The sequence below is a fragment of the Pseudomonas sp. 4CAES_32.4 genome (genome assembly GCF_058136335.1).
In genome coordinates this window covers 2580289-2598769 of sequence record NZ_CM176882.1, presented here as the reverse complement: position 1 = coordinate 2598769, position 18481 = coordinate 2580289, and the positions used below count along the sequence as shown (strand labels likewise).

At 60.8% G+C, this 18481-nt stretch carries 16 protein-coding genes and 1 riboswitch; of the genes, 13 read left to right on the top strand and 3 right to left on the bottom strand.

Features of this window, described 5'->3' with window-relative positions; all coding sequences use genetic code 11:
- Position 1: 1 nt before the first annotated feature.
- The 9 genes from phnE (at position 2) to AC3Y64_RS11700 (ending at position 9681) form a co-directional block, all read left to right on the top strand.
- Positions 2-820, top strand: coding sequence for a phosphonate ABC transporter, permease protein PhnE (gene phnE, locus AC3Y64_RS11740; RefSeq protein ID WP_489987571.1), 819 nt, complete (start codon positions 2-4; stop codon positions 818-820).
- Positions 821-930: 110 nt separating this feature from the next.
- Positions 931-2022, top strand: a complete 1092-nt coding sequence (gene psrA, locus AC3Y64_RS11735; protein ID WP_489987570.1) for an iron-containing alcohol dehydrogenase PsrA — start codon at positions 931-933, stop codon at positions 2020-2022.
- Positions 2023-2153: 131 nt separating this feature from the next.
- Positions 2154-3449 carry an MFS transporter gene (locus AC3Y64_RS11730; RefSeq protein ID WP_489987569.1) on the top strand — a complete coding sequence of 432 codons (1296 nt, stop codon included), beginning with the start codon at positions 2154-2156 and terminating at the stop codon, positions 3447-3449.
- Positions 3450-3459: 10 nt separating this feature from the next.
- Positions 3460-4329, top strand: a complete 870-nt coding sequence (locus AC3Y64_RS11725; RefSeq protein ID WP_489987568.1) for a LysR substrate-binding domain-containing protein — start codon at positions 3460-3462, stop codon at positions 4327-4329.
- Positions 4330-4404: 75 nt separating this feature from the next.
- Positions 4405-5232 carry a phosphonoacetaldehyde hydrolase gene (gene phnX / locus AC3Y64_RS11720; protein ID WP_489987567.1) on the top strand — a complete coding sequence of 276 codons (828 nt, stop codon included), beginning with the start codon at positions 4405-4407 and terminating at the stop codon, positions 5230-5232.
- Between the two features lie 342 nt (positions 5233-5574).
- Positions 5575-6510 (top strand): Ppx/GppA phosphatase family protein, encoded by a 936-nt coding sequence (locus tag AC3Y64_RS11715; RefSeq protein ID WP_489987566.1) that lies wholly within the window; start codon positions 5575-5577, stop codon positions 6508-6510.
- Between the two features lie 42 nt (positions 6511-6552).
- Positions 6553-6747, top strand: a riboswitch (cobalamin riboswitch).
- 146 nt (positions 6748-6893) lie between these two features.
- Positions 6894-7907 carry an ABC transporter substrate-binding protein gene (locus AC3Y64_RS11710; RefSeq protein ID WP_489987565.1) on the top strand — a complete coding sequence of 338 codons (1014 nt, stop codon included), beginning with the start codon at positions 6894-6896 and terminating at the stop codon, positions 7905-7907.
- The gene (locus AC3Y64_RS11705; RefSeq protein WP_489987564.1) at positions 7904-8920 is read left to right on the top strand and encodes a FecCD family ABC transporter permease; all 1017 of its coding nucleotides are present in this window, start codon (positions 7904-7906) and stop codon (positions 8918-8920) included. Before AC3Y64_RS11710 ends, AC3Y64_RS11705 begins: the two co-directional genes overlap by 4 nt.
- Positions 8917-9681 (top strand): ABC transporter ATP-binding protein, encoded by a 765-nt coding sequence (locus tag AC3Y64_RS11700; RefSeq protein WP_489987563.1) that lies wholly within the window; start codon positions 8917-8919, stop codon positions 9679-9681. Before AC3Y64_RS11705 ends, AC3Y64_RS11700 begins: the two co-directional genes overlap by 4 nt.
- Here AC3Y64_RS11700 and AC3Y64_RS11695 read toward each other — a convergent pair.
- Positions 9620-10171, bottom strand: a complete 552-nt coding sequence (locus tag AC3Y64_RS11695) for a GNAT family N-acetyltransferase (protein ID WP_489987562.1) — start codon at positions 10169-10171, stop codon at positions 9620-9622. The genes AC3Y64_RS11700 and AC3Y64_RS11695 overlap by 62 nt on opposite strands.
- A gap of 1079 nt (positions 10172-11250) precedes the next feature.
- Between AC3Y64_RS11695 and AC3Y64_RS11690 the strand changes: the two genes are divergently transcribed.
- Together AC3Y64_RS11690 and AC3Y64_RS11685 are read left to right on the top strand one after the other, a co-directional pair.
- Positions 11251-12627 carry a pyridoxal-phosphate dependent enzyme gene (locus AC3Y64_RS11690; RefSeq protein WP_489987561.1) on the top strand — a complete coding sequence of 459 codons (1377 nt, stop codon included), beginning with the start codon at positions 11251-11253 and terminating at the stop codon, positions 12625-12627.
- A complete protein-coding gene (locus AC3Y64_RS11685) occupies positions 12624-13796 on the top strand; it encodes a cystathionine gamma-synthase (protein ID WP_489987560.1) in 1173 nt (390 codons plus the stop codon). Before AC3Y64_RS11690 ends, AC3Y64_RS11685 begins: the two co-directional genes overlap by 4 nt.
- Positions 13797-14366: 570 nt before the next feature.
- Here the strand turns inward: AC3Y64_RS11685 and AC3Y64_RS11680 are convergent.
- Positions 14367-14927 (bottom strand): hypothetical protein, encoded by a 561-nt coding sequence (locus AC3Y64_RS11680; protein ID WP_489987559.1) that lies wholly within the window; start codon positions 14925-14927, stop codon positions 14367-14369.
- A gap of 325 nt (positions 14928-15252) precedes the next feature.
- Between AC3Y64_RS11680 and yecR the strand changes: the two genes are divergently transcribed.
- Positions 15253-15561: a YecR family lipoprotein gene (gene yecR / locus AC3Y64_RS11675; protein ID WP_158957859.1), complete on the top strand. Its 309-nt coding sequence runs from the start codon at positions 15253-15255 to the stop codon at positions 15559-15561.
- Positions 15562-16085: 524 nt separating this feature from the next.
- Here the strand turns inward: yecR and AC3Y64_RS11670 are convergent.
- The gene (locus tag AC3Y64_RS11670; RefSeq protein WP_489987558.1) at positions 16086-17708 is read right to left on the bottom strand and encodes an ATP-binding response regulator; all 1623 of its coding nucleotides are present in this window, start codon (positions 17706-17708) and stop codon (positions 16086-16088) included.
- A gap of 115 nt (positions 17709-17823) precedes the next feature.
- On the opposite strand from AC3Y64_RS11670, the gene AC3Y64_RS11665 reads away from it, so the two are divergent.
- The gene (locus tag AC3Y64_RS11665; protein WP_489987557.1) at positions 17824-18429 is read left to right on the top strand and encodes a LuxR C-terminal-related transcriptional regulator; all 606 of its coding nucleotides are present in this window, start codon (positions 17824-17826) and stop codon (positions 18427-18429) included.
- Positions 18430-18481 lie beyond the last annotated feature (52 nt).

Genomic DNA, 18481 nt, shown 5'->3' with positions numbered 1-18481 from the left:
CATGCAATCGCAAAATTATCAGTGGGTCGGTGACCGCCCTCGCGGCACGCGCAGTTGGCTGACCACCGGCGCCATCGTCCTGATCGTGCTGTGGACACTGAACTGGAGCGCGCAAGGTGCGCAGCTCAGCCTCGGGGAACTGGCGGCGGGATTGCCGCAGATCGGCGATTTTCTCTCGCGCACCTTTCCGCCGGATCTGAGCATCCTGCCGCGTCTGGTCGCACCAGCGGTGGAGACTTTGCAGATCGCCATTTGGGGAACCCTGCTCGGCGTGTTGCTGGCGATCCCGCTGTCCTTCCTCGCGGCGCGCAACCTAAGCCGCAATCGCTGGGTGTTTCACATCACCCGTCAGGCGCTGAATTTCACCCGCAGCATCAACGAACTGATCCTCGCCTTGATCTTCGTGTCCGCCGTCGGCCTCGGCCCGTTCCCCGGCGTGTTGGCGCTGGCGCTGCATGGTCTGGGCATGCTCGGCAAGTTCTTCGCCGAGAGCATTGAAGAGATCGACCAAGGCCCGATTGAAGCGCTGCAAGCGACTGGTGCACGACCGTTGCAGGTGATCGTGTTTGGCGTTTTACCGCAGGTGATCACGGCGTGGATTGCGGTGATTTTGTACCGCTTCGAAGTCAACCTGCGCTCGGCCACGGTGCTGGGCATGGTGGGGGCCGGAGGCCTGGGGTTCGAACTGGTGAGCAGTCTCAAGCTGTTCAAATATCAGGAAACCGCAACCTGCATCATCGTCATCACTTTCATGGTGATCGTCGCCGACGCCATCTCCAGTCGCCTGCGCGCGGCGATCCAGAGCGGTTCGGCGCACTGACGTCAAGCCGCTATCGGCTGAGCCGATTCAAACCTGCGAATTATCGATTTGAGCCGTTGTCGACGGGCGCTGAGTATGGCGCCACACGACAACAACAAGAAGGATCCACCATGACTGCCCGCTTCCAGAACCCAGTTGATACCCGTTTCGGCTGGGGCAGCCTGCAAGACCTCGCCGCCATCACCGAGCTGCAAACCGTGGCCCTCGTCACCTTCCCTGAGGCCCGTGGGCTGGGGCTGGTCGATCGCCTGCAAACCTTGCTCGGTGAACGCCTGGTCTATGTGTTCGAAGACGTTCAACCCAACCCCGATGTCGCGCATTTGCGCAGCACTTACGAGCAGTTCTGGCAGCAGGCCGGCGATTGCGATGTGGTGCTCGCGGTCGGGGGTGGCAGCGCGATCGACACCGCCAAAGCGTTGATCGTCGGCACCGAGTCCGGGCATTTCGATGAACTGCTGGCGCTGCTCGCTAGCGGCAAACCGTTTACCCCGGCGCGCTGCAAACAGCTGATCGCCGCACCGACCACCGCCGGTACCGGCAGCGAAGTCACGCCGTGGGCGACGATCTGGGACAGCGCCAGCCAGAAGAAATACTCGCTGCACCTGGATTGCACCTGGCCACGCGTGGCGATCATCGATCCGCAGTTGATGCTGACCGTGCCCGCCGCCGTCACTGTTTCCACCGGCCTCGACGCGCTCTCCCATGCGCTGGAATCGATCTGGAACGTCAACGCCAATCCGGTTTCCGACACCTTCGCCATCTCGGCGATCGAAGACATTCTCGAGTGCCTGCCGAGTCTGCACGAAAACCTGTCCAGTCAGGAACTGCGCACGCGCATGGCACTGGCGGCGCTCAAGGCCGGCCTGGCGTTTTCCAACACCAAAACCGCGCTGGCGCATTCCATTTCCTACGAGATGACCTTACGCCACGGCCTGCCCCATGGCATTGCCTGCTCCTTCACCCTGCCGCTGGTGCTTGGTCTGGCATGGGGGCATGACGCTACCCGCGACCGCGTCTTGCAGCGGGTGTTCGGCGAAGACCTGCCCAAGGCTCAACAGCAGTTGCGCGAGTTCCTCCATGCCCTGGGCGTGAAAACCGAGTTTGCCGACTATGGCGTCTCGGCCAAGGACGCCGAAGACATCATTCATCTGGCGATGCAGGGCGCACGCGGCAAGAACTTCATTGGTTGCCAAGCCGCCTGACGTCACCTGACGCCTGAACACCCCACGCACAGCCGGTGGCGCAAAGCGCTGCGGTGATTTCCTGTCGCACCAAAAAAGAGTGCACCCGCCGACGACACCCGGCGGGAACCCACAACAATAAGGAAAAGATCATGAATCGTGCCGAAACAATGCCTGGTCTCGCCGTACGTTCTGCCTCGTTCCGGGTCGCGCAGTGGCGCATGCTGCTGGCGGCGATGTTCTGTTACCTGTTTTTCTACACCGGACGGCAGACCTTCGGTTTCGCCATTCCGGGGATTCAGGCTGAGTTTGGCTTGAGCAAGGAAACCCTCGGCTGGGCATCTGCTGCAATGCTTTGGGCTTATGCGATTGGTCAGGCGATCAACGGCAACCTCGCCGATAAGTTCGGTGGCCGGCGCATCATGACGCTGGGTGCGGTGTTGTCCTGCGGTGCCAACTGGGTGACCAGTTTTGCCGGCGGTTTCACCAGTCTGATCCTGCCGTGGGGCGTCAACGGTTACTTCCAGGCCTTGGGCTGGGCACCGGGCGGTCGGCTGATTGCCAATTGGTGGGCCGCAGGTGAGCGCGGCAAGGTCTATGGCTTCTACACCTTCGCCGCCGGTTGTGCGTCGATTCTGTCGTACGTCACCTCTATCGTCGTGCTCGAAGTGCTGCAACTGGAATGGCGCTGGATCTTCCGTTTGCCAGTGCTGCTGATGCTCGCCGGCGGGATCATTTTTTATCTGGTTGCCCGCGAACGCCCGCAGGATCTGGGCTTCGAACCGGTGGGCGACACCGGTGTGGCCAACGCTGACGACAAACATCAGGAAGCCGCGCATGGCGAAGTCGAGACCTCGGCGCAACGCTATAAAGCCGTGCTGAAGAATCCGCGCCTGCTGATCGCCGCGCTGTCACTGGGCTTTCAGAACGCGGCGCGCTACGGCCTGATCGTCTGGGTGCCGGTGCACTTTCTCGGCGCCGACTGGAAAAGCGGTGACGGCATGATCGATCCGAAATGGATCACCGTCGCCCTCCCCGTCGGCATGGCGGTCGGGGCACTGAGCAACGGCTGGGTGTCGGACAAGCTGTTCGGTTCCAAGCGCTATCTGGCGATCATGCTCTACATGTTCCTCGGCGCCGCAACCAGTCTGTGGATGTGGAGCCTGCCGCCGCACAGCGTGATCGGTCTGGTGGCGCTGTTCCTTTGCGGCTTCTTCGTCTACGGCCCGGCGTCGAGTTTCTGGGCGCTGTGTCCGGATCTGGTCGGTGCCAAACGCGCCGGTACCGCGACCGGGATCATGAACTTCTCGTCCTATCTGTTTGCTGGCCTGGCCGAGCCTTTGATTGGTCGTTTGCTTGACACCACGGCAAACACGTCTCTCATCTTCATAGTGGTCACCAGCGCCTGCCTGTGCAGCGCGGCAGTGGCATTGTTCATTCGACGCTGACGGGGCTTGCATGTACCAGTATCACAAGTGGTTGCGTTCGTTTCATGCGGTGGCCAAAACCGGCAGCTTCACCCTCGCGGCGGAGTACCTCAGCGTCGGTCAGCCGACCGTCAGCGAGCAGGTCAACGCACTGGAAAAAACCTTCTCGGTGGAGCTGTTCCATCGGCGCGGGCGCTACATCGAGATGAGCGCCGCCGGGCACAAGCTCTACGCAATCACTCAAGGTCTGTTCGGCCAGGAGGATGAAGCGGTGCAACTGCTGCAGAGTTTCAAACAACGTAAAAACGGCATGCTGCGCCTCGGCGCGGTGTCGCCGCCGATTGCGATGAACCTGACCTACGAGCTGATGCAGCGGCACCCGGACATTGAACTGGAAACTTCGTTTTCCTCGGAAAAGGAAACCCTGGCGCGGCTGTTCAACTTCGATATCGACGTGGCGATTCTGGCGCTGTCGGAATTCGATGAGCGCTTCCACACGCTGCTGTATCACCGCTATCCGATTATTGCCGTGGTGCGCGATGACCATCCGTGGGCCAGCCAGTCGCAGGTTCATATCAGCGAAATCAGCCGCGAAAAATGGGTGATGCGCGAGCAAAGTGCGCGCACCCGGCAACTGGTGGAAGAAAGCTGCAAGCGCCTCGGCATCGACCTCAACTGCGTCATGCAACTCAACAGCCGCGAAGCCATCGTGCACGCCATCGTCAAAGGCATCGGCATCGGTTTTGTCTCGGCGGTCGAGTACGCCGAAACCCCGGGCACCACACCGATCACCTTTGTCGATCACCCGTTCTTTATCGAATACCACCTGTGCTGCCTCGGCATCCGCCGGAACCGGCCAGTGATTGCCGAACTGTTTGATGCGAATCCACCGCTGACCTGATCAGCACTGCCCCTTGAAACCGCCTACCTCATTACCGAGGGACGGCCAACGCTTACCTGAAAACGGAGATTGACCATGCAGTACCAACAACCGACTCACCTGCAAGCCGCGATCCTCGACTGGGCCGGCACCGTTGTCGATTTCGGCTCGTTTGCGCCGACGCAGATTTTCGTCGAAGCCTTTGCCGAGTTCGGCGTCGCCGTGTCGCTGGAGGAAGCGCGCGGGCCGATGGGCATGGGCAAGTGGGATCACATCCGCACGTTGTGCAACCTGCCGCAGATTGCTGAACGCTATCGTGCAGCGTTTGGTCGCTTGCCGAGTGACGACGATGTAACGGCGATCTACGAGCGCTTCATGCCGTTGCAGATCGAGAAAATCGCCTTGCATTCGGCGCTGATACCGGGCGCGCTGGAAGCGATTGCCGCGTTGCGTGACAAGGGTTTGAAAATCGGTTCGTGCTCGGGCTATCCGGCGGTGGTGATGGCCAAGGTCGTCGAACTGGCGCGGGAAAATGGTTACGTCGCTGACCATGTCGTCGCTACCGATGAAGTGCCGAATGGCCGGCCGCATCCCGCGCAGGCGCTGGCTAACGTGATTGCCTTGGGCATTGATGATGTGGCGGCATGCGTCAAGGTCGACGACACCTGGCCGGGGATTCTCGAAGGGCGCAGCGCAGGCATGTGGACAGTGGCGCTAACCTGTTCCGGCAATGCACTGGGCCTGACCTATGAGCAATACAAGGCATTGCCGTCGGATCGACTGGCGGAAGAACGTGCGCGGATAGCCAAGATGTTCGCCCCCTCGCGCCCGCATTATCTGATCGACACCATTGCTGAGTTGCCCGAGGTGATCGACGACATCAATGCGCGTCTGGCCCGGGGCGAAACCCCGCAAGCCTGCTAACGCATTCCCCCTACCCCTGATCGTTCCCACGCTCCGCGTGGGAATGCAGCCCGTGACGCTCCGCGTCACTGGACGCGGAGCGTCCCAAGAGGCATTCCCACGCAGAGCAGGGGAACGATCAGCTACTAAATCGCAGGCAAAAAAAGCTGCCAAAAATGGCAGCAAAAACTTTAAGAACACGCGATGTATTGGCCTCAGCATAGACACCGGATAATGACAGTGTCATGACAGTCACACATTCATTGAACCGCCCCTGCCCCGTCATCAGGATGTCATCAAGATCACGGCAGAATCCTCGCAAACCGTCTTGAGCCTTCGGGCGGATGTTGTGCAAGGATTCCCATGAAACAAGACGCCTCGCTGTTCGCCGCCATCGACCTGGGTTCGAATGCCTTCCGGCTGATGATCGGCCAATCGGTGCGCAGCCGCAAAGGCCTGCTGATTCAGGAAGTGAAAACCCTGCGAGAGCCGGTGCGTCTGGCCGAAGGTTTTGACGGTGGCACGCTGGATGCGTTGGCACTGGATCGCGGTTGGCAGGCGTTGGCGCGGTTCGGCAAGAAGCTGCGCGGCTTCGAGGCGGGTCGGGTGCGCGCGGTGGCAACCAGCGCAGTGCGCGAGGCCGATAACGCTCAACTGTTTCTCGCCAGCGCCGAGCGGCATCTGGGTTTTCCGATTGACGTCATCTGCGGCCATGAAGAGGCGCGGCTGGTCTACGCCGGCGTGACCCACGCCCTGCCAAGCGACGCGGACATGCGCCTGGTGGTCGATATCGGCGGCGGCTCTACCGAGTTGATCCTCGGTCAGGGTTCACAACCGTTGCTCACCGAAAGCATCGCCATCGGCAGCGGCACCTTGAGTACGCGCTTCTTTCGCGGCGGCGAAGTATCCGCTGGCGCGCTGCAAGCCGCCGAACGCTTCGCCATCCTGCAATTCGAACACGTCGCGCGGCGTTATCGCGCTCAAGGCTGGCAGCAGACCATCGGCTCTTCCGGCACCGCACGCATGCTGGCCAAAGTGCTCAAGGCCAATCGTCTCAACGACTACGGCCAGGACGGCATTACCTACGGTGGATTGCTGCGCCTGTCGTTGCTGCTGCTGAAAGTGAACAACGTCCGGCAACTCAAGCTCGCCGGCCTGCAACCCCACCGCCAAAGCATCTTGCCCGCTGGGCTGGTGCTGATGCTGGCGGCGTTCAAAGTGTTCGGCATCGCGCAGATGGTGCCGTCCGAACCGGGCCTGCGCCTGGGCGTATTGCACGGTTTGATGAGTCAGCATTAATCCTCGCCCCGACAGATTCGTCTCCCCTTCGGCGGCCTGATCGACTACCATGCCGCCGCCGGTTTCCACACGGGATTAATAGGGAATCCGAAATGCTTGCACAGCATCAATCGGAACTGCCCCCGCAACTGTAGGTGCTGAGCCTGCTCCACGACTGCCACTGGGATGACTCCCGGGAAGGCCGGAGCCAGGCGATGACGCATCAGTCAGGAGACCTGCCGGCACAGTGACTGACTAACCGGCGGGGTGTCCGGGAAGGACATCGTGCCGCGCGTCTCTTGATCAAATGCCGGCCTTGCGCAGTTTTCCCCAACCGCGTTCGATGGTGTGTTTCCAATCCGTACCCTCCCCGCTCCCCGTACGGATCCATTGGAGACTGCCCCATGCTGCTGCCTCGCGTTGCCACCCTCATTACCGGTCTGAGTCTTTGCACGCTGGCCCATGCGGCACCCACTCAATACCCGCTGACCATCGAAAACTGTGGCAGCCACCTGACCTTTCAGCACGCGCCGGCGCGCACCGTGACCATCGGCCAGGCCGGCACGGAAATGCTCTACGCCATGGGTCTGGCGGACAAAGTCGTCGGCACCTCGCTGTGGTTCAACAATGTCTTGGACAAGTACAAGGCGCAGAACGACCAGATCGAGCGCCTCGCCGACAACGAACCGAGTTTCGAAGCGGTCATCGGCAAGCGCCCGGAACTGGTCGCCGTGGAGCTGGAATGGATGGTCGGCCCACAAGGTGCGGTCGGCACCCGTGAGCAGTTTCATGAACTGAAAATCCCCACCTATCTGCTGCCTTCCGATTGCGAAGCCAAGGACAATCTGGTTGGTGCCGACGGCACGCGGCTGGCGCCTTTCAGCATCGATAGCATTTACAAAAGCGTGAGCCAACTGGCGCAGATCTTCGATGTGCAGGATCGCGGGCAGCAGCTCAATGATCAGCTCAAGGCCAGCCTGGCCAAATCCATCGCCACCGCCCAAGGCAAACAGCTCAAGGACGTCAGCGCCCTGGTCTGGCTCTCCAGCGCCGAAATGGACATCGAGCCGTTCGTGGCCGGGCACAAAGGCATTCCCGATTTCATGCTCAGCACCCTCGGCGTGCGCAACGTCGTGCAGTCCGACGAAGAATGGCCGACCGTCGGCTGGGAAACCATCGCCAAAGCCAACCCTACGTTCCTGGTGATCGCCCGCATGGATCGCCGCCGTTTCCCGGCTGACGACTATGAAAAGAAACTCGCCTTCCTGCGCAGCGATCCGGTGACGCGCAACATGGACGCGGTGAAAAACAACCGCATCATTATTCTGGACGCCATGGCCATGCAGGCCAGCCTGCGCATGTTCGACGGTCTGGAACAACTGGCCACGGCCATCAACGGCTATGACCTGTCGAAATGAGTTCTAGCCTGATCCGCACGTTGCTGGCCTTGGTGACACTGTTGATAGCAGTGGTCGCCGGCGTCGCCATCGGTGAAACCTCGATCAAACCGGACGTGGTCCTGCAAGTGCTGGCCAACAAACTGTGGGACGCCGGTTATGTGCTCGACCCCATTGACGAAGGGATCGTCTGGAACTACCGCCTGACCCGCGCACTGGTCGCCGCTGCCTGCGGTGCCGGGCTGGCGACCTGCGGAGTGATTTTGCAGTCGCTGCTGCGCAATCCGTTGGCCGATCCGTATCTGCTGGGAATCTCTGCGGGCGCCTCGACCGGTGCGGTGATGGTCGCGTTGCTCGGCGTGGGCGCCGGCGTCATCTCGCTGTCGGTCGGTGCTTTCGCCGGTGCCGTGATGGCGTTTGTGTTGGTGATTCTGCTGGCGCGGGTCAGTGGCTCGGCCAGTGGCACCGGGCAGATCATTCTTGCGGGCATCGCCGGTTCGCAACTGTTCAATGCACTGACAGCGTTTTTGATTACCCGCTCGGCCAGCTCCGAACAGGCGCGCGGGATCATGTTCTGGCTGCTCGGCAATCTCGGCGGCGTGCGTTGGCCTTCGGTGTGGCTGGCGGTGCCGGCGGCATTGCTGGGGTTGGCGGTGTGTCTGTGGCATCGGCGTGCGCTGGATGCGTTTACCTTTGGCGCGGATTCGGCGGCGTCCCTCGGGATTGCAGTGCGGCGCGTGCAGATTCTGCTGATCGGTTGCGCAGCGCTGGTGACGGCGGTGATGGTATCGATTGTCGGTTCGATCGGCTTTGTCGGGCTGGTGATTCCGCATGCCGCGCGCCTGCTGCTCGGCACCGGCCATGCACGTCTGTTGCCGGCGAGTGCCTTGGGCGGCGCGGTGTTTCTGATTGCCGCTGACGTGTTGTCGCGCACGTTGATCAAGGGCCAGGTGATTCCGGTCGGGGTGATTACCGCGCTGGTCGGTGCGCCGGTGTTTGCCTTGATTCTGGTTGGCCGCAGGTCCGCGCGATGAGCAGTGTTTTGAGTTGCTCAGGATTGGCCTTCAAAGTGCGCGGCGCCGAGCTGCTCAACGGTGTCAGCCTTGCGCTGCAACGCGGCGAAACCCTCGGCATCGTCGGGCCGAATGGTTCGGGGAAATCGACGCTGCTGAAACTGCTCGCCGGGCTGCGCGAACCGAGCGCTGGCGAGGTGCTGCTTGACGACCAGCGCCTAAGCAAAATGGCCCGCCGCAGCATTGCGCAGACACTGGCGGTGGTCGAGCAGCAGGCCGACACCGACGATGGCATTCGCGTGTTCGACGCCGTCGCGCTGGGGCGCACGCCTTGGCTGTCGGCATTGCAACCGTGGTCCGTGGCGGACGATGCCATCGTCGAGCAGGCGCTGATCGATGTTGACGCTCTGCACCTGCGCAATCGTCTCTGGCGCAGTTTGTCCGGCGGTGAACGCCAGCGAGTTCACATCGCCCGGGCATTGGCTCAGCGACCGCAGATCCTGTTGCTGGACGAGCCGGCCAACCACCTCGACATCCAGCATCAATTAAGCATTCTCAAGGTGGTGCGAGCGCTGCCGGTGACCACGCTGATCGCGCTGCATGATCTGAATCAGGCGCTCAACTGCGATCGATTGGCGGTGCTGGAGCGCGGGCGCCTCGTCGCGTTGGGCAAGCCGCTGGAAGTGCTGACACCCGAGCGGTTACAGGAAACCTTCGGGGTCAGGGCGCATTACCTGACGGACCCGTTTGATGGCGCGCAGATCCTGCGTTTTCACGGATGATTTTTTGCATGTGAGTGGTCTGCCACACCGGGTCAGAATCGACATCAATAATCGCGAAACCGTGCCGTTGCCAGAACGCGATCGCGCCCGGCAGAAACGGATGAGTGTGCAGGTAGATCACCTCGACTCCGTCGATGAACGCTTGTTGTTTTAGCGCTCGATACAGCGCACCGGCCAACCCCGAACGCCGCTGCGATGGCAGGACGAACAGACGCACGATTTCCACGACCTTGCGTCCGGGATAGGCGAGGTGCGGGAAGCGTCGGTCATAGGGCAGGTAGCCAATCGAGGCAACGACCTGGCCCTCATGGCGAGCAATCAGAAAACGCCCTTCGCCTTGCAGATACACCTCGGCAAAACGCGTCAGGTCATCAGGCATGCCCGTTGCGCTGAGTTTTGGAAAAAGCTCGGCACGGGCCTTGAGAGCGAAATCCAATACCTCAGCAATATCTGTGTCGGAGACGGTCTGAATGATCGGTTGATGAGTCATGAAACGGCAAACACCTGGACTGCGGACGGCCACCTTAACAACTGGCCCCTATGCGATGCCAACAATCTCGGACACACCGCCATCGCCAGCAGGGCTGGCTCCCACAGGTTTTGTGGAATGCCATCTATCTCAGTCACACCACAACCCTTTGTGGGAGCTAGCCCTGCTAGCGATTCGGTCAGCAAGGCCTACATCTCCATCGACTGACCCACCGCCATCGCTGGCAAGCCAGCTCCCACAGGTTTTGTGGGATGCCATCAATCCCGGCAACACCGCAAATCCTTGTGGGAGCTAGCCCTGCTAGCGATTGGGCCAGCAGGGCCAACATCTCCATCGACTGACCCACCGCCATCGCTGGCAAGCCAGCTCCCACAGGTTTTGTGGGATGCCATCAATCCCGGCAACACCGCAAATCCTTGTGGGAGCTAGCCCTGCTAGCGATTGGGCCGGCACAGTCAACATCTTCATCGACTGGCCCACCGCCATCGCTGGCAAGCCAGCTCCCACAGGTTTTGTGGGATGCCATCAATCCCGGCAACACCGCAAATCCTTGTGGGAGCTAGCCCTGCTAGCGATTGGGCCAGCAAAGCCAACATCTCCATCGACTGACCCACCGCCATCGCTGGCAAGCCAGCTCCCACAGGTTTTGTGGGATGCCATCAATCCCGGCAACACCGCAAATCCTTGTGGGAGCTAGCCCTGCTAGCGATTGGTCCAGCACTACCAACCTTTCCTTCGACTGACACATCGCCATCGCCAGCAGGGCTGGCTCCCACAGGGTTTGTATTTCAGTCAAATGATCGCTGGCCTGGAAAACGGATCCCGTTTTCGCTGCAGGAAATCTCTTCACAGATCAAGCCATTGTCATCGGTGAAGACGCTCTTTGGATACTCAATGGCGCCTCCTTATAAACGCGGCCAAACCCGGCCTGCAGCGATTTGATTTCGTTCTATCGTTAGATCGAATTGGCTGTATTTCCGGCGGACTAATGGTTGCGACAGAAGATGTCTGAGCCTATGTTGCACCCGAGTCTTTTCCCCGCGAATGGAACGCGATCAACACCACTAAGAGGTGAAGAAATGTCAAAGGAATCACGCCCTGCGGTACTTGGGCTGATAGGCAACACTCCGCTTGTTCAAGTCACCCGGTTCGATACCGGGCCCTGCACGCTGTTTCTCAAACTGGAATCGCAGAACCCCGGCGGTTCGATCAAGGACCGCATCGGTCTGGCGATGATCGACGCCGCCGAGCGCGATGGTCGCCTGCAACCCGGCGGGACGATTGTCGAAGCCACCGCCGGCAACACCGGTCTGGGCCTGGCACTGGTTGGTCGCGCCAAAGGTTATCGCGTGGTACTGGTGGTACCGGACAAAATGTCCACCGAGAAAGTCCTGCACTTGAAGGCCATGGGCGCCGAGGTGCACATCACCCGCTCCGATGTCGGCAAGGGCCATCCCGAGTATTACCAGGACGTCGCCGCCCGTTTGGCGAAGGACATTCCCGGCGCGTTTTTCGCCGACCAGTTCAACAACCCCGCCAACCCGCTGGCCCACGAATGCAGCACCGCGCCGGAAATCTGGGCGCAGACCGAGCATGATCTGGACGCCATTGTCGTCGGTGTCGGTTCGGCCGGTACGCTGACCGGTTTGAGCCGCTTCTTCAAACGCGTGCAGCCAGATCTGGAAATGGTCCTGGCCGATCCGGTCGGCTCGGTCATGGCGCAATACAGCCGCGACGGCACGCTGCCGACGCCCGGTTCATGGGCGGTGGAAGGTATCGGCGAAGACTTCATCCCGTCGATCACCGACCTCTCCAGCGTGCGCCACGCCTATTCGATCAGCGATGAAGAAAGCTTCGATCACGCCCGCCAGTTGCTCAAGGCCGAAGGCATTCTCGGCGGTTCATCGACCGGCACCCTGCTCGCCGCTGCGCTGCGTTATTGCCGCGAACAGACCGAGCCGAAACGCGTAGTGAGCTTTGTCTGCGACACCGGCACGCGCTATCTGTCGAAGGTTTACAACGACCAGTGGATGACCGATCAGGGCCTGTTGCAGCGCAAGGGTTACGGTGACCTGCGCGATCTGATCGCTCGACGTTTCGAGGATGGCCGCGTGATCAGCGGCGGCCCCGACGACACCCTGCTGACCGCGTTCCAGCGCATGCGCCTGGCGGATGTCTCGCAATTGCCGGTGCTGGTAGAAGGCAAACAACTGGTCGGAGTGATCGACGAGTCGGACATCCTTCTGGCCGTCCACGAAGACGCCGCACGCTTCAGTCAATCGGTGTCCAGTGTGATGACCGACAAACTGCAAACCCTCGCCCCCGGCGCCAGCCTTTCCGAGCTGGAATCGGTGCTCAGCCGTGGCCTCGTCGCCATCATCGCCGACGCCTCAGGCTTCCATGGCCTGATCACCCGCACCGACATGCTCAACCAATTACGGAGATCCCTCGCATGAGTCAGCACGACGATAAATCCCAAGGCTTCGCGACCCGGGTGATCCACGCCGGACAGACGCCAGACCCAACCACTGGCGCGCTGATGCCGCCGATCTACGCCAACTCCACGTACTTGCAAGACAGCCCCGGCGTACACAAAGGCTTTGATTACGGGCGCTCGCACAACCCGACGCGTTTTGCCCTGGAACGTTGCGTGGCGGACCTTGAAGGCGGCACCCGCGCGTTTGCGTTTGCCTCGGGACTGGCGGCGATTTCGACGGTGCTGGAATTGCTCGATGCCGGCTCGCATATCGTCTCTGGCAACGACTTGTACGGCGGCACCTTTCGCCTGTTCGACAAGGTGCGTCAGCGAAGCGCCGGGCACCGGTTCAGCTTTGTCGACCTGACCGATCTGTCGGCATTCGAGGCGTCGTTGCAGGATGACACGCGCATGGTCATGGTCGAGACGCCGACCAACCCGCTGCTGAGCTTGTCGGATCTGGCAGCCATCGCGCGGATCTGCCGTGCACGCGGGATCATCTGCGTGGCCGACAATACGTTCGCCAGCCCGTATATCCAGCGTCCGCTGGAGCTGGGCTTCGATATCGTTCTGCACTCGACCACCAAGTATCTGAACGGTCACTCCGATGTGATCGGCGGTATTGCCGTGGTTGGGCAGAATGCTGAACTGGCGGAAAAGCTCGGTTTCCTGCAGAACGCCGTGGGCGCGATCAGCGGGCCGTTCGATGCGTTTCTGACGTTGCGCGGGGTGAAAACTCTGGCGCTGCGCATGGAGCGCCATTGCAGCAATGCGCTGGATCTGGCGCAGTGGCTGGAGCAACAACCGCAAGTCAAACGGGTTTATTACCCGGGGCTGGCCTCGCACCCGCAGCATGAACTGGCGAAGCGGCAGATGCGCGGTTTCGGCGGGATGATTTCGGTGGATCTGAACAGCGATCTGGCCGGCGCGCGGCGTTTTCTCGAGAGCGTGAAGATCTTCGCCCTGGCGGAAAGTCTCGGCGGCGTGGAGAGCCTGATCGAGCATCCGGCGATCATGACCCATGCGACCATTCCTGCCGAAACCCGCGCAAAACTGGGGATCGGCGATGGACTGGTGCGTCTGTCAGTGGGCGTTGAAGACGTCGAAGACCTGCGCGCCGATCTGGCGCAGGCCCTGCAATCGATCTGACCTGACAAGAACGACAAAGCCCGCACGAGGCGGGCTTTGGTGTTCGAGTAGGCGGCCAGTGCTGGTCTCTGGCTTACAAGGTTTATCGGGCTTCCCACAGTACCGGGTCAAATTGAAAGTTAGTGCCTCGGCTGCTTCACACGGCATAAGGGCTGGATCTCAGCGCGGAGATCTTTCTAACCGTGTACCTTTCGGAGCGCGCCCCACGCCCCCTTGCTATCCGATTGCGCATCAGTCTGCGTCTTCGCCTACACCTTTGAGCCTAGCAAAGGCTCGCCGCCACGTTTGGCTGTTTTTAGACTGAATTCAACTTTGCCCGTCGGGTGAAGGAAAAGAAACGCCTAACGCCCGTCGATCCCCCCGCCCTACCGCGTCCAGACAGCGATCTATACTGGATCAGTTCGATACTGATTACGTCGACACCCGTGCGCCTGACGGTGCGCCCGTGCCTTTCGCCAACCAGACTGACCCGAGCCGATGAATCGTGGCGCCAGCGACTGTGCGGCGCACGAAGCTTTTTCGCCGCGCGGCTGCCGGGACGTGGAGAAAATCATGAAATACAGGTTTTTGTCAGGCGTGGTAATTGCTTTCACGGCCGCTGTAGTGATGCCCGGTGCCTGGGCGGGACAGCCGCAGGCAGTGGCTGCAGATGGAGCGGATCATGTTGGCGCTTCTGCCGTGGCCTCTGACGGCGCTGACCATGTTGGCGCGGGTGCGGTGGCTTCTGACGGTGCTGACCATGTCGGTGCTGGGGCGGTGGCTTCCGATGGCGCTGATCATGTCGGTGCCGGGGCGGTGGCTTCTGACGGCGCCGATCACGTCGGCGCGAACGCGGTAGCTTCTGACGGCGCCGATCACGTTGGCGCGAATGCGGTGGCTTCTGATGGCTCCGATCATGTCGGTGCGGGGGCGGTGGCTTCCGATGGCGCCGATCATGTCGGTGCCGGGGCGGTGGCTTCTGATGGCTCCGATCATGTCGGTGCGAACGCGGTAGCTTCTGACGGCGCCGATCACGTTGGCGCGAATGCGGTTGCTTCTGATGGTGCCGATCACGTTGGCGCGAACGCGGTAGCTTCTGACGGTGCCGATCACGTTGGCGCGAATGCTGTTGCTTCTGATGGTTCGGAGCATGTTGGTGCAGGTGCATTGGCTTCAGATGGCGCTGATCGTACCGGCGTCAACCGGGTTGCCTATTCACGAGTGGGTGTGGGATCAGACCGCGTTGCTTCTGCGCTGATGACCGGCAGTTATTCCGACCAGTTCAACAGTCCTCAGTAATTTCTCCCTGTTAGTAGGCGGCTCGCCCGAGCCGCCTACTAGTACATTTGTGCTAATCGACCACCCCGCCCTTCGGCGCTATATTCCCCCGCAACCCCGATGTTCCCCAACGTGGAGCTTTTGCTACGTGCGGGATCGTTGTGCCTGGAAATCAGAACAACACCAAGGAAGAGACACCATGAAATACCTCATCGCCACACTCACCCTTTCAGCCCTGTTCCTCACCGGTTGCGCCACGCCGAAACAATGGGAAGCCACCGGCGGCAGCAAAAACGATGGCGTCGTGCAGGTCTCTTACGAACTGGGCCAGTTCGAAAGCGGCCAGACCAACGCCGAACAGGGCCTGACCGTCGCCGCCCAACGCTGCAAGACCTGGGGCTATAAAAACGCCGAGGTCACCGGCTCGGAGAAAAACATCTGCCGCACCATGGGCAAATACAATTGCCTGCAAACCACCATTACCCAGGATTACCTCTGCCAGCGCTGATGGCCTACACCGAGCTATGACTGGCCCCCCAACAATAACTGTGGGAGCCAGCCCTGCTGGCGATGGCGGCGGATCAGCCAATGGAGATGTTGGCTGTGCCGGCCCAATCGCTAGCAGGGCTAGCTCCCACAGAGGGTTGTGGTGTGATTGAGGTAGATGGCATTCCACAAAACCTGTGGGAGCCAGCCCTGCTGGCGATGGCGGTGGATCAGCCAATGGAGATGTTGGCTGTGCCGGCCCAATCGCTAGCAGGGCTAGCTCCCACAGAGGGTTGTGGTGTGATTGAGGTAGATGGCATTCCACAAAACCTGTGGGAGCCAGCCCTGCTGGCGATGGCGGCGGATCAGCCAATGAAGATGTCGGCTGTGCCGGCCCAATCGCTAGCAGGGCTAGCTCCCACAGAGGGTTGTGGTGTGATTGAGGTAGATGGCATTCCACAAAACCTGTGGGAGCCAGCCCTGCTGGCGATGGCGGTGGATCAGCCAATGAAGATGTTGACTGTGCCGGCCCAATCGCTAGCAGGGCTAGCTCTCACAGGATTCGCTTTGCCGGTCGCGCAAGGCTCGGAGGGTCGCGCGCAGCTCGGCCGGGCGAACCGGTTTGGACAGAATGGCAATGTCGCGATCGTGCAGCGCGGCCTGGATCTTTTCGATGTCGTGGCCGGTGATGATCATGGCCGGCACTGCCCAACCGCGCTGCCGGCGCACGTCGTCAATGCATTCGATGCCGGTGGCGTGGGTGCCGAGATCATAGTCGGCGACGATGATGTCGCAGTCGGTCAGCAGATCCCGCGCCGACAGTTCGGCCTGCACCACGCAACCCCAGCGCTCGAGCAACGCTGAAGTCGCCAGCAGCACATTGCGATCATCCTCCACCAGACACACTTTCAACCCGGTCAGCAGACCAACCTGACGAGCCTCGTCACGCGTGCTCGCCACCACCGGTGGCGCAACGATGGGCAATCCGTTCAGGACCACCGTCGTTCCCCGCCCGAGCCGCGAGCGCAAAGTCACACCCACACCCATCAACTCGCCCAGACGCTTGACGATTGCCAGCCCCAGGCCCACGCCTTCGACGTCTTTGTCACGAACCTGGCGCACTCGATAAAACTCTTCAAACACTTTGGCCAGATGCTCTTCGGCGATACCGTTGCCGCGGTCATAAATCATGATCGCCAGCCCTGCCCCGCGCCGCCGCACGCCAATCAGCACGGGCCGATGCGCACCGTATTTGAAGCAATTGGAAAGCACGTTCTGCACCATGGTCGCCAGCAACGCTGGATCGGTGCGCCCCCAGTATTCACAGGGGCGCAGGCGCAACTCTACCCCGGCCCAGCGCGCAGCTTCGGCGTTCTGGCGCACCAGATCCGCGAGCCACTCGCCCAGATTCACGGCTTGCAGCTTCGGCGCTATCCGTCCGTTATCGAGGGTGTAGAGATCCAGAATCGAACGAAACAACTGCGACACGTTAAGCAGCGAGCGATCAATGCTGTCGACCAGACGCCGTTCTTCCTCGCCCAATCGTGACTCGCGCAAGCACGCGGTAAACAAACCAATCGAGTGAATCGGCTGACGCAAATCATGGCTGGCCTGCGCCAGAAACCGCGACTTTTCCAGATTCGCCGCCACGGCCTCTTCCGACGCCTTGCGGGTACGCTCCAGCAAAAGATGCGCATAAAACGGGATCACCGTGCTGGTGATCATCAGCATCAACACCATGTACGGCTGCGCCTGCCAGACCGGCGTCAGGCGATACACACACAACAGCGCCAGCAACGCCAGCGCCGTGGCAATCGCCAGATAGCGCGAGCCGTAACGCATGCCGTTGCCGAGGTTGACCCAGATGATCACCGCATACAGCGGCAGTGCCGCCTCGCCGCCGACCACCAGCCCGAAACAGGTCCCGGTGTAATCATGAACCATGGCGAAAATCCGCCGCGCCGGATAATGCCCGGGCCAGCGCGCAATGGCCTGACGAAACACAATCGAAGCCAATAAAAACAGAGTGATGTAGGTGACGACCGGCAGATAGGTATCGAAGCGCTGCCCCGGCACAAACCCCATGATGACCATGTAGACCACGGCAATCGCGGCGATGATAATGCGCAGATTGGCTTGGTCGAGCTCGGTATTTTTCTCGAACTTCATCGTAAAACGTCCTTGTGCGGCAATCGTCAGATTCTGAATCAACCTGCAGGCAACGTTCGCTTCCGGTGCTAATGTGCAACCCCTGAGCAACGCCTGACCCAGGGAGGGTCACGCCATGACATGCCGAATTATCATAGCCGACGATCACCCTCTGTTTCGCGAGGCAATGCTGCGCACGGTGCAGCGTTTGCTACCCCTGGCCGTGATCGAAGAAGCCGGGGACCTTGCTGCGGTGCTAGCCTTGCTGCCATTGGGTGATGAGCCGGATACGCTGATTCTCGATCTGCGCTTTCCCGGGCTGACCTGCGTCAGCCAACTCGCCGAGCTACGCCGGCGCCTGCCGCGCACCACACTGATTGCGGTGTCGATGGTCGATGATGAAGCGCTGATCAATGAAGTGATGGCCGTCGGCATCGACGGATTCGTCGGCAAAAACATCGCCCCCGATGAAATCGGCCGAGCGATATTGGCGATTCGTGAAGGCGAGGTGCTGGTGAAATTCACGCCGTCGGGTTTGCTGCCGCTGGAAACCGGAACCGCCCTCACCCCGCGCCAGCAAGAGGTGCTGCGGCTGATCGCCCAAGGCAAGACCAACAAGGAAATCGCCCGTGAACTGGATATTTCGCCGTTCACGGTGCGTATTCATGTGTCTTCTTTATTGCGCACGCTGAACGTGCCTTCGCGGGCTGCAGCGGCGGTGAAATACGCAGGAATGTTGTAGGAGCTGCCGAAGGCTGCGATCTTTTAATCTGGTCTTTAACACAAAGTCAAAA